Source organism: Limnohabitans sp. INBF003 (genome assembly GCF_055396645.1).
On the sequence record NZ_AP029222.1, the window covers coordinates 1,600,987 to 1,613,830 of the forward strand.

Sequence of the window (12,844 nt, forward strand, 5' to 3'; positions counted from 1 at the left end):
TGAAATTCGTGAAAAAATATGTGAAAATTCGGGCATCATTTATCAACAACACCAACAGGAGACAAGCATGACAGCGGCAACACCTCAGCAGCCGGCTCGGGATCTGGACAGCCAAGAGACCCGGGAATGGATGGACGCACTGTCCGCCGTGATTGAAAAAGAGGGTGGCGAACGCGCCCACTTCTTGATCGAGCAACTGCTCGAACACGCCCGCGAAAACAGCATCGACATGCCGTTCTCGGCCAACACGGGTTATGTGAACACCATCGAGCCCGATCAGGAAGCGCATTGCCCCGGCAACATCGAGATCGAAGAACGCCTGCGCGCCTACATGCGCTGGAACGCCATGGCCATGGTCGTCAAGGCCAACCGCCACAACCCCGAAGACGGCGGCGATCTGGGCGGTCACATCGGCTCGTTTGCTTCACTGGCCCACATGTTTGGTGCCGGTTTCAACCACTTCTGGCATGCTGAAAACGAAAACCACGGCGGCGACTGCCTCTACATTCAGGGCCATGTGTCACCCGGCGTGTATGCCCGTGCCTACCTGGAAGGCCGCCTGACTGAAGAGCAGCTGCTCAACTTCCGCCAGGAAGTCGATGGCAAAGGCCTGTCGAGCTACCCCCACCCCAAACTCATGCCCGAGTTCTGGCAGTTCCCCACCGTGTCGATGGGCCTTGGCCCCTTGATGGCGATCTACCAGGCCCGCTTTTTGAAGTACTTGCACGCCCGTGGCATCGCCAACACCGAAAACCGCAAGGTCTGGGTGTTCTGCGGTGACGGCGAGATGGACGAAGTCGAATCGCTGGGCGCGATCGGCCTGGCCGCCCGCGAGAAGCTGGACAACCTGATCTTTGTCGTCAACTGCAACCTGCAGCGCCTGGACGGCCCGGTGCGCGGCAACGGCAAAATTGTGCAAGAACTCGAAGGCGAATTCCGTGGCTCCGGCTGGAACGTCATCAAGCTCTTGTGGGGCAGCGAGTGGGACAAGCTCTTGGCCCGCGACAAGGACGGTGCCCTGCGCAAGCTGATGATGGACACGCTGGACGGCGACTACCAGGCCTTCAAAGCCAACGACGGCGCTTACGTGCGCAAGCATTTCTTTGGCCGCGATCCCCGCACGCTGGAGATGGTCGCGCACATGAGCGACGACGAAATCTGGAACCTCAAGCGCGGCGGCCATGACCCGCAAAAGGTGTATGCGGCCTACCACCAGGCCGTTAACACCACTGGTCAACCCACCGTGTTGCTGATCAAAACCGTCAAAGGTTTTGGCATGGGCAAAGCGGGCGAAGGCAAGAACAACGTTCACCAGACTAAAAAGCTCACGGATGAAGACATCAAGTACATGCGTGACCGCTTCAACATCCCGGTGCCTGACAGCGAATTGGCCAATGTGCCGTTCTACAAGCCAGCGGACGACACCCCTGAAATGCAATACCTGCACGAGCGCCGCAAGGCCTTGGGCGGCTACTTGCCCCACCGCCGCACGAAAGCCGAAGAGAGCTTCACCGTGCCGTCGCTCGACATCTTCAAATCGGTGATGGAGCCTACGGCCGAAGGCCGTGAGATATCGACCACCCAGGCCTATGTGCGCTTCCTCACGCAGCTGCTGCGCGACCAGGCCCTGGGCCCTCGCGTGGTGCCCATCTTGGTGGACGAAGCCCGCACATTCGGTATGGAAGGCCTGTTCCGCCAGATCGGTATTTACAACCCCGCTGGCCAGCAGTACACCCCGGTCGACAAAGACCAGGTCATGTACTACAAGGAAGACAAAGCCGGTCAGATCTTGCAAGAAGGCATCAACGAAGCCGGCGGCATGTCCAGCTGGATCGCGGCGGCCACCAGCTACTCGACCAGCAACCGCATCATGGTGCCGTTCTACGTGTACTACTCGATGTTCGGCTTCCAGCGCATTGGCGATCTGGCCTGGGCGGCGGGCGACATGCAAGCGCGTGGCTTTTTGCTCGGCGGCACATCGGGCCGCACCACGCTCAACGGCGAAGGCCTGCAGCACGAAGACGGTCACAGCCACATCATGGCCAACACCATTCCGAACTGCGTGTCGTATGACCCCACCTTCGCACACGAAGTCGGCGTCATCCTGCACCATGGCTTGAAGCGCATGGTTGAAAAGCAAGACAACGTCTTCTACTACCTGACGCTGCTGAACGAAAACTACGCCATGCCTGGCCTCACGCCCGGCACCGAAGAGCAGATCATCAAGGGCATGTATTTGTGCAAGCCGGGTGCCGCTGGTGAGAAACGCGTGCAATTGCTGGGTTCGGGCACCATCCTGCGCGAATCGATTGCCGCACAAACCCTGCTGGCCACCGACTGGGGCATCCAGGCCGATGTATGGAGCTGCCCAAGCTTCAACGAATTGACCCGCGATGGTCAGGACGCCGAGCGCTTCAACCTGCTGCACCCGCTGGAAACACCCCGCGTGTCCTTCGTGGGCCAACAGCTGGCCAAGCACAACGGCCCCGTGGTCGCATCGACCGACTACATGAAGGCCTATGCCGAGCAGATCCGTCCGTTCATTCCAAAGGGCCGCACTTACAAAGTGCTGGGCACCGACGGTTTTGGCCGCTCCGACTTCCGCAGCAAGCTGCGCGAGCACTTCGAGATCAACCGCCACTACATTGTGGTGGCGGCCCTCAAGGCACTGAGCGAAGACGGCGTGGTGCCGGCAACGCAAGTGGCCGAGGCCATCAAGAAGTACGGCATCAACACCGACAAGATCAACCCGCTGTACGCATAAATCCGGGAGACACACATGGCATTGGCAGAAGTACAAGTCCCGGACATCGGGGATTTCGATGAAGTGACCGTCATTGAGTTGATGGTCAAAGTGGGCGACACCGTGAAAGCCGAGCAATCGCTGATCACGGTCGAGTCCGACAAAGCCTCGATGGAAATCCCATCGAGCACAGCAGGCGTCGTCAAGGAAATGCGCGTCGCTTTGGGCGACAAAGTCAAGCAAGGCTCGGTCGTGCTGGTGGTGGAAGCCGCTGGTGCCGCAGCAGCTCCGGCGGCTGCACCAGCTGCTCCGACTGCAGCTGTCGCGGCTCCTGCCGCTGCACCGGTTGCAGCAGCAGCTGAAGCCGCTGCACCTGTAGCCGCTGGTCCGGTCGAAGTGCGCATTCCCGACATCGGCGACTTCAAAGACGTGGCCGTCATCGAAGTCATGGTCAAGCCAGGCGACACCATCAAGGTCGAGCAATCGCTGATCACCGTCGAGTCCGACAAAGCCTCGATGGAAATCCCGTCCTCACACGCTGGCGTGCTCAAGGAACTCAAAGTCAAAGTGGGCGACACCGTCAACATCGGTGATTTGCTGGCCGTGCTGGAAGGCGCAGCCTCTGCAGCGCCCACTGCTGCTGCAACTTCGGCTGTGGCTGCAGTACCTGTGGCCGTGGCTTCGGCCCCGGCTGCCGCGCAAACACCAGTGGCCGCTGCAGCTGCTGCGGTGTCCGCGCCTGCCACCGCGCCTGGCGGCACCACGCTTGGGCTGCCTCATGCGTCGCCATCGGTGCGCAAGTTCGCCCGCGAACTGGGTGTGCCGCTCGAAGAGGTCAAAGGCAACGGCCCCAAAGGCCGCATCACCGTGGACGACGTGCAAGCCTTCACCAAGGCCATCATGTCGGGCACAGCCCAGACCAAGGCCCAGGCGGCCAAAGCCCCTGCGGCTTCGGGTGGCGACGGCGCAGCCCTGGGCTTGATCCCTTGGCCCAAAGTCGACTTCGCCAAGTTCGGCCCCATCGAGCGCAAAGAGATGGGCCGCATCAAGAAGATCAGCGGCGCCAACCTGCTGCGCAACGCGATCATGATCCCGGCCGTCACCAACCACGACGACGCCGACATCACCGACCTCGAAGCTTTCCGCGTCTCGACCAACAAAGAGAACGAAAAATCGGGCGTCAAAGTCACGATGCTGGCCTTCCTGATCAAGGCCTGCGTGGCCGCGCTCAAGAAATACCCCGAGTTCAACAGCTCACTCGACGGCGATGCGCTGGTCTACAAAAACTACTGGCACATCGGCTTTGCCGCTGACACGCCCAATGGTTTGATGGTGCCGGTCATTCGCGATTGCGACAAAAAAGGCGTGCTGCAAATCAGCCAGGAAATGGGCGAATTGGCCAAGAAAGCCCGCGACGGCAAACTCGGCCCCGCCGAAATGTCGGGTGCGACGTTCACCATCTCCAGCCTCGGCGGCATCGGCGGCAAATACTTCACGCCCATCATCAACGCGCCCGAAGTGGCCATCCTGGGTGTGTGCAAGAGCACCATGGAACCGGTGTGGGACGGCAAGCAGTTTGTGCCGCGCCTGATGCTGCCTTTGTCACTGACATGGGACCACCGCGTCATCGACGGCGCTGCGGCGGCACGCTTCAACGCGTTCCTGGGTCAGATCCTCAGCGATTTCCGTCGCGTGTTGCTCTAAGGATTTGATATGGCACTGATTGATATTCAAGTTCCCGACATTGGCGACTTCGACGAAGTGGCCGTGATCGAGTTGCTGGTCAAACCCGGCGACACCGTCAAAGCCGAGCAATCGCTCATCACCGTCGAGTCCGACAAGGCCTCGATGGAAATCCCATCCTCACATGCGGGCGTGGTGACAGAGTTGAAAGTCAAGCTGGGCGACAAGGTCAAGCAAGGCTCGGTGGTGTTGGTGCTGGACGGGGAGGGCGCTTCGGCTGCCCCAGCCGCCGCTGCTGCTCCAGCCGCCCCGGCGTCTGTGCCCGCGGCTTCGGCTCCGGCAGCAGCTTCTGCTGCACCAGCCCCCGTTGCCTCGTCCTTCGGCGGCTCTGCCGACCTCGAGTGCGATGTGCTCGTGTTGGGCGGTGGCCCTGGCGGCTACTCGGCCGCGTTCCGTGCGGCCGACCTGGGCCTCAAGGTCGTCATCGTCGAGCGCTACGCCACCTTGGGCGGCGTGTGCCTCAACGTCGGTTGCATCCCGTCCAAAGCGCTGCTGCACGTCGCCGCAGTGATGGACGAAGTGGCCCACATGGCTGACCTCGGCGTGGACTTCGGTGCGCCTGCGGTCAACATCGACAAGCTGCGTGGCCACAAAGAAAAAGTCATCGGCAAACTGACTGGTGGCTTGGCCGCCATGGCCAAGATGCGCAAGGTCACCACCGTGCGCGGCCTGGGCCAGTTCGTGGGTGCAAACCACCTCGAAGTGCTGGAGACCAGTGGCACCGCACAAGAGCAAACCGGCAGCAAAAAAGTGATCGCCTTCAAGAAGGCCATCATCGCTGCTGGCTCGCAAGCCGTGCGTTTGCCTTTCATGCCCAACGACCCTCGCGTGGTGGACAGCACCGGTGCTTTGGAACTCAAAGAAGTGCCCAAGCGCATGCTCATCTTGGGCGGCGGCATCATCGGCCTGGAAATGGGCACCGTTTACAGCACGCTGGGCGCACGCCTGGACGTGGTGGAAATGATGGACGGCCTCATGCAAGGCGCTGACCGCGACTTGGTGAAGATTTGGCAAAAGATGAATGCCAAGCGTTTTGACAACATCATGCTCAAGACCAAGACCGTGTCCGCACGCGCCTTGCCTGAAGGCATTGAAGTCACGTTTGCACCGGCAGAAGAGGGCGGCACCGCCCCCGCCCCGCAGGTGTACGACCTGGTGCTGCAAGCCGTGGGCCGCACGCCCAACGGCAAAAAACTCGCCGCTGAGAAGGCTGGCGTGGCGGTGACGGATCGCGGCTTCATCAACGTCGACATCCAGATGCGCACCAACGTGCCGCACATCTTCGCCATTGGCGACATCGTGGGCCAGCCCATGTTGGCGCACAAGGCGGTGCACGAAGCCCACGTGGCGGCCGAAGTGATTGCGGGCGAACTGCAAGGCAACAAAGAGCTGGCAGCTGCGGCGTTCAACGCACGCGTCATCCCAAGCGTGGCCTACACCGACCCCGAAGTGGCCTGGGTGGGCTTGACCGAAGACCAAGCCAAAGCGCAAGGCATCAAGGTGAAAAAGGGCTTGTTCCCTTGGACGGCCTCGGGCCGCGCCATTGCCAACGGCCGCGACGAAGGCGTGACCAAACTGCTGTTTGACGATTCCCCCGAGGCCCACGGCCACGGCAAGATCTTGGGCGGCGGCATGGTCGGCACACACGCGGGCGACATGATTGGCGAGATCGCTCTGGCCATCGAGATGGGCGCAGACGCCGTGGACATCGGCAAAACCATCCACCCCCACCCCACGCTGGGCGAAAGCATCGGCATGGCGGCAGAGGTGGCGCATGGCAGCTGCACGGACTTGCCGCCTAGCAAGAAGTAAGGGGCACCGCTTCATCAAGTCAAAAACGGACTGTCAGCAGTCCGTTTTTTTATTTCATTTGCTGCTTCAGAGCGCACTCAATCCTGGCTGAGGAAGTCCATCTAAACCCACCCTTTTTTCAGCGTAGGTATCACATAAAAATCTTACAAAGGCAGCTACTTTGCTGCTGACTAAACGGCGTGATGAATGAAGGATCCAAATCTCCACGGCGCGTTCAGGAATTTCACCCCAACAAACTAGTCTTCCTTTGGCGATGTCATCTTCAATGAAGTTCCATGCCAAAACGGCTGCGCCAATTCCAACGATTGCGGCGTCTCTGATGATGATGGGGTTGGGCAGCCTGAGTACGGCGTGTCGACGAACGGTTCGAGTGACCTCACCACTGCGAATTGTCCATGTGCCGTTCTCTGGCATGCCAATTCCGACGATAGCAGGAATGCTGGCTATGGCGTCAGAACCTCCCGCCGCTTTGGGAAAAGCCAGCGACGGGGCTGCGACGAGTGCAAGCCTATCTCGGAAAAAACAACGCCCCACCAACTCGTCGTTAGGCTTTGGGTTGACGCGGATCACCACGTCGTAGCCATCCGCGATCAAGTCGACGGCATGGTCTTCTACCGTGACTTCCAATTGAACGCCAGGATAGCGACCTGCAAAATCGGCCGCCAGCCGACCGATGGCTGCATTCCCAAACGTGACAGGCGCGCTGACTCGCAATCGACCTCGTGGCTCACCCCGACCTTCGGTTAATTCCTGCGCAGATACAGACACTTCGTCCAGCAAACCAGCCGTTCGGTTGTAAAGATTTTGGCCCTCTTCAGTCAGCCTAAATGATCGGCCGACGCGCTCGAGCAAACGCACACCCAAACCCTCTTCAAGCTCAGCGACATGTCTGGATAAAGTCGCTTTGGAGAGACCGCTGGATCGACTTGCTTTACCAAATCCTTCGTGGCGGGCAACCAGATTGAAGTCTGCCAAGGCTTGAAAATTTAATTGTTCCAATTTTGAAACTTCATGTGTTAATTAGGGCTATATATTTCTAAAATGATACAGCATACGATCTGTCCATTGGATTCTTACTTCACCACTTCAAAGGATTTATCGTGTCGACAGAAAAACTATTGAGCCCGTTCAGCCATGGGCCATTTGAATTCAAAAATCGCGTATTCATGGCACCTATGACGCGCTCGCGTGCCCCAGACCGAGTGCCTAACGACCTGATGGTTCAGTATTACGCGCAACGTGCATCTGCGGGTCTCATCATCACAGAAGGCACACAAGTGAGCGAACAGGGCATCGGGTATGTATCCACGCCGGGCATTCATACGGATCAACAAATTCAAGGCTGGGCACGTGTCACAGATGCGGTGCACGCTGCAGGCGGTCTGATATTCGCTCAGTTGTGGCACGTGGGTCGTGTGTCTCACCCTGAATTCCATGGCGGTAAGCTTCCCTTCGCACCTTCCGCAATTGGTTTTAAAGGACAGGTTTATACCCAAGTAGGCCCCAAGGACACTGAGACCCCGAAAGAGATGACGCTGGCAGATATCAAGCAAGCGATTGAGCAGTTCACGGCAGGCGCACAGGCGGCCAAAGCTGCAGGATTTGACGGGGTTGAAATTCATGGGGCTTTTGGTTATCTACCAGCCCAATTCCTTGAAGATGGGTCCAATCAACGCACCGATCAATATGGCGGGTCCATTGAAAATCGTGCCCGCTTCCTGCTGAAAGTCACCGACGCAGTGATCTCTGTCTGGGGCGCAGGTCGGGTTTCTGTGCGACTGTCACCTCGCATTCCCTACAACGGCATGAGCGATAGCCAGCCAGAACAGACCTATTTGTATGTTGTCGAGCAGCTCGAAGCGCGCAAGCTCGGTATTTTGCATTTCATGGAACCGGCGCAAATGCCTGAAGGCGTCAGTCTCTTGGCACCTCGTGTGCGCCAACTGTTTACGGGTTTGCTTCTGCTCAATACAGGTTATGACCAACACAGTGCTGCAAAAGTCATTGAACAAGGTGGTGCTGATGCAGTGTCATTTGGTGCGATGTTCTTGGCCAATCCCGACTTGCCCGAGCGCTTCAAACGCGGTGCGTCTTTCAACCAGCCTGATCGCGCCACGATGTATGGTGGCCAAGCGCAAGGGTATGTGGACTATCCCGCGCTAGACCCCGCATAGGTTGACGGCTTTAGCCATTCAGAATGACATTCAATCAACACCCATCCAAAGAGAGAAACAATGCAAAAGTTCATGATCGATATTTTGTTGCAAGGCCTGGACAACGAAACTCGCATGCGTTTACTACCTGCAGAGCAAGCCATGGTCAAGACTTGGGAGGAGGACGGCACCCTCCTGGCTTCACACATCAAGCTCGATGTCGCGGGCATTTACCTGGTGATGCTTGCGCAAAATGCTCAAGACGTGGAGGCGAAACTTTCAAAATTACCGTATTACCCGTACATGAAGATTGAAATGACACCGCTGCGGGTCGCATAAAGATTGACAGCGGTAGTGGCGCATGGCGGCTGCACGGACTTGCCGCCTAGTAACAAGTAACCGCTTCGCGCTGTCAAAGAAAAAGCCCGGACGGGAATCCGTCCGGGCTTTTTGCATTCTGCGCTCATCGGTCAGTCACCGCATTTTCTGCGGTGATTAAGCTGCGTATTCACCGCATCTCAATGCGCCCCGAGGTAACACCCCTCAGCCCGCTCCCCATCCGTCTCATCACCTTCTTCACTGCACAGCGCCGCAATCAAGGCTTGGTCCACCACTTGGCCGGGTAGCAGCAGTTCTTCATTCGTCCAGCGTTTGACCAAGTGGCCATTGGCCACGCCGCCGGTGTGTGGGGCTTGGTAGGCGCGGCGGTGTTGCATGGTGATGCCGCTGTTGGCGTTGGCAATAAAGCGGCTTTCGCCCAAGGCCCAGGGTTCAAAGTAGGCGTTGGCAGCGGCATCGACTTGGCGGAAGTAGCTGCGTGCGCCTTCGGCGTTGAGCTTTTTGCGCACGGTGCGCGTGATGAGGCCTTGCAATTGGTCGAGCGCGGCGTAGTCCATTTGCTCAAGGGCTTCGGGGCTCATGCCTTGCCCAGCCAGGGCCGCGTTGGTGGCCAGCTCGGCAGGCAGCACTTGCACCATGGCTTTGACCACGTCGCGGTGCGGTGCCACAGCGGTGGCCACGCCGCGTGTTTGCGGCTGGATGGGGCAGCGGATTTCGACAAAGCGCGGCTTGACGGGGCCTGTGCAGCCGTCGTGGTGGTAATACTCGCCCTGGCTCAGGCGCCCCTTGCTGGAGCGCCCGCGCACATCGCGGTAGGTGGGGTGTTGGGTGTGTGAGTTCAGGCAGACCACCAGGCCGGTGGCATCGACCAGCTTGTAGAAGGCTTCGCGCCATTCGGGCAACAGGAGTTGGTCATGCAGGTAGTCGGTGGGTTCGGCACCTTCATGACCGACTTCACCTTCAATGACCAACACAAAGGGCTTGGGCCTGCGCACGCGCCACAAGGCGTTGGCAAATTCCAGCACCGAGCTGGCGTGGGCGGTGTGTGGGTTGGCGCTGTGGCCCGTGGGGTCAGACATGGGAGGAATTCAGTGTGCGGTCAGGCTCGGACCGCGAGCAGGGGATTGGCAGTAATTTTAGGGCTTCATTTCGCGATGGCTCAGACCAAGCCCAAGGCTTCCCAGACCCGAATCGCGGCATACGCGTCGTTGGCCGCGTAGACCAATTGCGACTCGGTCAGGCGGGCATTGGCCCAGTTGCTGGTCGCTGCTTTTTTGGACTTCATGAAGCGCTGGTTGAACAGCACGGCCACTGCACCTTTGACGCCCATGTCTTTGCGGTAGCCACGTTGGTGGAACACGGTGTTGAGTTCCAGAATGCCTTGTGGCTCGACGCCCAGTTTGTGGATGATGCGCTTGCGGTCGTCACCCAGGCCAAAACCGGCTTTGGCGATGCCTTTGAATGCCAGCAAGTCGGCGGCCACGGTGCGGCATTCGGGTTCGTGCAGCTGAAACACCCAAGCCCGTTCTGCTGTGGACAGCTGCAGGATGTGCGGGCCGTCAGACTGTTCGCCCACCTTGAAGGTTGGTTTGGATTCGGTGTCAAAACCCCAAGCCTGCGCGAGCACGAGTTGGTCATAGGCCCGGCCGGCCTGTGCACCGGTGCTCACCAAGGTGATGCGGTCCAGCCCGAGTCGCTCGAACGTGGGGAGGAGGGCGATGGCCTCTTTGTCGGGGGTGGCGCGGTGCGGGGTTTGGTTTTGCATGCTTTGGCCGGAGGTCATTCGCGAGCCTGTTTTTTGGCTTTTTTCGAGCCTTCTTTGCGTTGGGCGCGTTCCGCGTCGGCTTTTTTGCCCTCGGCCAGCCATTGGGCAAATTCTTCGGGTGTTTCCAGCGTCACGCGGCCCAAAGCGGCAGATCGGAAATCGTGGATCACCAGCTCAGCTGCCTTGGTCGTATTCACACGCCCGCCGCTTTGTATGGCGCCGCGTTGGCGGGCAATGGCTTCGAGCATGGTTTCGTCGGTGTGGCTGGCCACGTCCTTGATTTTGTAGCGGGCTTCCAGTGCTTGTGGGTAGTTCGGGATCAGGTAGTTCAGCAACTCCAACGCCACCACTTCTTCGTCAAACGCGTTCACGCCAATGGCACCACTGGCGGCCAGATTGAAGCCGCTTTGCTCAACGATGATGCGCGGCCACAGCACGCCAGGCGTGTCGTACAAATAAAAGTCGTCGGCCAGCGTGATGCGCTGCTCCAACTTGGTCACGCCCGCCTCGTCACCGGTTTTGGCCGCGCGTTTGCCTTTGAGGGTGTTGATCAGGGTGGATTTGCCCACGTTAGGAATGCCGCAAATGAGCACGCGCATGGGTTTGACCATGCCACCCCGGTTGGGGGCCAATTGTTGACACGCTTCTATCAAGGCCTTGGCAGGCGAGACCATGCTGGTGTCCAGGCCCAAGGCGCGCACATCGGGCAAGGCGTTGTAGTGGCGCAGCCATGCAGCCGTTTGCACCGGATCGGCCAGGTCTTGCTTGCTCAGTATTTTGAGGCCCGGTTTGCCTTGAATCAGCTCGGCCAGCATCGGGTTGGCGCTGGAGCCAGGCAAGCGGGCGTCGAGCATTTCGATGACGACGTCGATGTCTTTGATGCGTTCCCCAATCGCTTTGCGCGTGAGGTGCATGTGTCCGGGAAACCATTGAATCGCCATAAAAGCCGCTGCCAACCGAAAGTCAAAGAGGGTGATTGTCGGTCACTTCGGCTTGGGCGATTCAATTTTCACAAGTGCCCGTCGGGTCAACGAGCGATGGTGTGCGTCTGCAATGGTTGAAGAAGCTAATGAACCAGGTCTTCCATGGCGTCAATCACCAGGCGGGTGCCGATGGCGATCAGCAAGATATCGGACGCAACACGGACATATTTGTAGCCCGGTGGGGGTACACCCAATGTGACAACAACCGACCGGGGCACGTCGTAATAAATCACACCTTGCGGCAGTGGCGCGCCTTTGTGCCACTGTTTGGCCTGGCCGGGAGGCAAGCAGCCAGTGCCCTTTTTGGCCAAGCCTGGTGGGCAAAAACCCATGTTCTCGGGCCTGCTGTAGTAGCTTTTCGCGGCCTCTAGGTGGTGCGATTGAAAATACTGCCCGATCCGAATTTCTGCAGCAGGTGAGGGTGCCGTCATGTGCGGTGGCATGAAGGGCGGCATCTCTGCAGGCGGGTGATGGGGATGCCAACGTTTGCTGCGTTGCTGCTTGGCGGCAGGGCGTTGATCGGCCGCTTTGTGCACCTGCGGCGCATGAGGCGCTGACTTGGCTTGGCGCTGTGCTTTGCGCGGGGCTTGGTCATCGGCTCTTTGCGCTTGTGCAGTCTGTGGCAGCCACAAGACCGGCAGCAGGGCCAAGCAAGCCATGAAAACATATCGTGGAGAGGTCATGTTGGGCTTTCTTCGTGGTGATACAAAACACCAGACCCGCACAAGTTATCTGACCGGATGCGCTTGCGCTGTTCGCCAACACCCACAAGTTCCATGCAGCATCACGGGACATGCCCCATCAACCGAACGCCCATGAAAAAAGGCAGCCAGGTGGGTCACCATGGCTGCCTTTCGGCGGAAGCAATTGGAAATTACTTCTTCTTGTTCACGGCTGCTTTGAAAGCGGCACCAGCGCTGAAGCGGGGCACGGTGGCAGCTGCAATTTTCAGCTTCTCGCCAGTACGTGGGTTCTTGCCAACGCGTGCTGCACGCTTGGCGGCTTTGAAGGTACCAAAGCCAATCAGTTGCACGTCTTGCTTCTTGGCAACGGTCTTGGTGATGATTTCAACCAAAGCGCTCACGGCACGGCCGGCAGCTGCTTTGGACATGTCTGTTTCTTTGGCCAATGCTTCGATCAATTCTGCTTTGTTCATGATTTTCTCCAAATTAATAGAACGCCGGGATTTTGCCATGTAACGATGGCGTTGGCTGATCGATTGCACTGAATTTATACAACTTATTCAAATTATATTACTTTACATAAGATACATCGTATGAATCAAATGATGAGTGAATGGGGACTT

At 58.6% G+C, this 12,844-nt stretch carries 11 protein-coding genes; 5 read left to right on the plus strand and 6 right to left on the minus strand.

Features of this window, described 5'->3' with window-relative positions; all coding sequences use genetic code 11:
• Nucleotides 1-67: 67 nt before the first annotated feature.
• From aceE to lpdA, 3 genes are read left to right on the plus strand one after another with little or no spacing between them, the layout of a single operon-like run.
• The gene (gene aceE, locus ACZ5VE_RS07300; protein ID WP_464457335.1) at nucleotides 68-2,764 is read left to right on the plus strand and encodes a pyruvate dehydrogenase (acetyl-transferring), homodimeric type; all 2,697 of its coding nucleotides are present in this window, start codon (nucleotides 68-70) and stop codon (nucleotides 2,762-2,764) included.
• Nucleotides 2,765-2,779: 15 nt separating this feature from the next.
• The gene (aceF, locus tag ACZ5VE_RS07305) at nucleotides 2,780-4,447 is read left to right on the plus strand and encodes a dihydrolipoyllysine-residue acetyltransferase (RefSeq protein WP_464457336.1); all 1,668 of its coding nucleotides are present in this window, start codon (nucleotides 2,780-2,782) and stop codon (nucleotides 4,445-4,447) included.
• Between the two features lie 9 nt (nucleotides 4,448-4,456).
• Complete coding sequence (gene lpdA / locus ACZ5VE_RS07310) at nucleotides 4,457-6,298, plus strand: dihydrolipoyl dehydrogenase (protein ID WP_464457337.1); 1,842 nt, start codon at nucleotides 4,457-4,459, stop codon at nucleotides 6,296-6,298.
• Nucleotides 6,299-6,364: 66 nt separating this feature from the next.
• Here the strand turns inward: lpdA and ACZ5VE_RS07315 are convergent, their stop codons facing one another.
• Nucleotides 6,365-7,297, minus strand: a complete 933-nt coding sequence (locus tag ACZ5VE_RS07315) for a LysR family transcriptional regulator (protein WP_464457338.1) — start codon at nucleotides 7,295-7,297, stop codon at nucleotides 6,365-6,367.
• A gap of 101 nt (nucleotides 7,298-7,398) precedes the next feature.
• Between ACZ5VE_RS07315 and ACZ5VE_RS07320 the strand changes: the two genes are divergently transcribed.
• Both ACZ5VE_RS07320 and ACZ5VE_RS07325 read left to right on the plus strand, forming a co-directional pair.
• The gene (locus ACZ5VE_RS07320; RefSeq protein ID WP_464457339.1) at nucleotides 7,399-8,472 is read left to right on the plus strand and encodes an alkene reductase; all 1,074 of its coding nucleotides are present in this window, start codon (nucleotides 7,399-7,401) and stop codon (nucleotides 8,470-8,472) included.
• A gap of 72 nt (nucleotides 8,473-8,544) precedes the next feature.
• Nucleotides 8,545-8,790, plus strand: a complete 246-nt coding sequence (locus tag ACZ5VE_RS07325; protein ID WP_464457340.1) for a muconolactone Delta-isomerase family protein — start codon at nucleotides 8,545-8,547, stop codon at nucleotides 8,788-8,790.
• A 179-nt stretch (nucleotides 8,791-8,969) separates the two neighbouring features.
• Here ACZ5VE_RS07325 and ACZ5VE_RS07330 read toward each other — a convergent pair whose 3' ends face one another.
• The 5 genes from ACZ5VE_RS07330 to ACZ5VE_RS07350 form a co-directional block, all read right to left on the minus strand.
• Nucleotides 8,970-9,869, minus strand: coding sequence for a hypothetical protein (locus ACZ5VE_RS07330; protein ID WP_464457341.1), 900 nt, complete (start codon nucleotides 9,867-9,869; stop codon nucleotides 8,970-8,972).
• An 80-nt stretch (nucleotides 9,870-9,949) separates the two neighbouring features.
• Nucleotides 9,950-10,555 carry a 3'-5' exonuclease gene (locus tag ACZ5VE_RS07335; RefSeq protein ID WP_464457342.1) on the minus strand — a complete coding sequence of 202 codons (606 nt, stop codon included), beginning with the start codon at nucleotides 10,553-10,555 and terminating at the stop codon, nucleotides 9,950-9,952.
• A 14-nt stretch (nucleotides 10,556-10,569) separates the two neighbouring features.
• A complete protein-coding gene (ylqF, locus tag ACZ5VE_RS07340) occupies nucleotides 10,570-11,496 on the minus strand; it encodes a ribosome biogenesis GTPase YlqF (RefSeq protein ID WP_464457343.1) in 927 nt (308 codons plus the stop codon).
• 125 nt (nucleotides 11,497-11,621) lie between these two features.
• Nucleotides 11,622-12,221 (minus strand): hypothetical protein, encoded by a 600-nt coding sequence (locus ACZ5VE_RS07345; protein ID WP_464457344.1) that lies wholly within the window; start codon nucleotides 12,219-12,221, stop codon nucleotides 11,622-11,624.
• Nucleotides 12,222-12,412: 191 nt separating this feature from the next.
• On the minus strand, nucleotides 12,413-12,694 hold the full coding sequence (locus ACZ5VE_RS07350; protein ID WP_108286887.1) for an HU family DNA-binding protein: 282 nt from the start codon (nucleotides 12,692-12,694) through the stop codon (nucleotides 12,413-12,415).
• Nucleotides 12,695-12,844 lie beyond the last annotated feature (150 nt).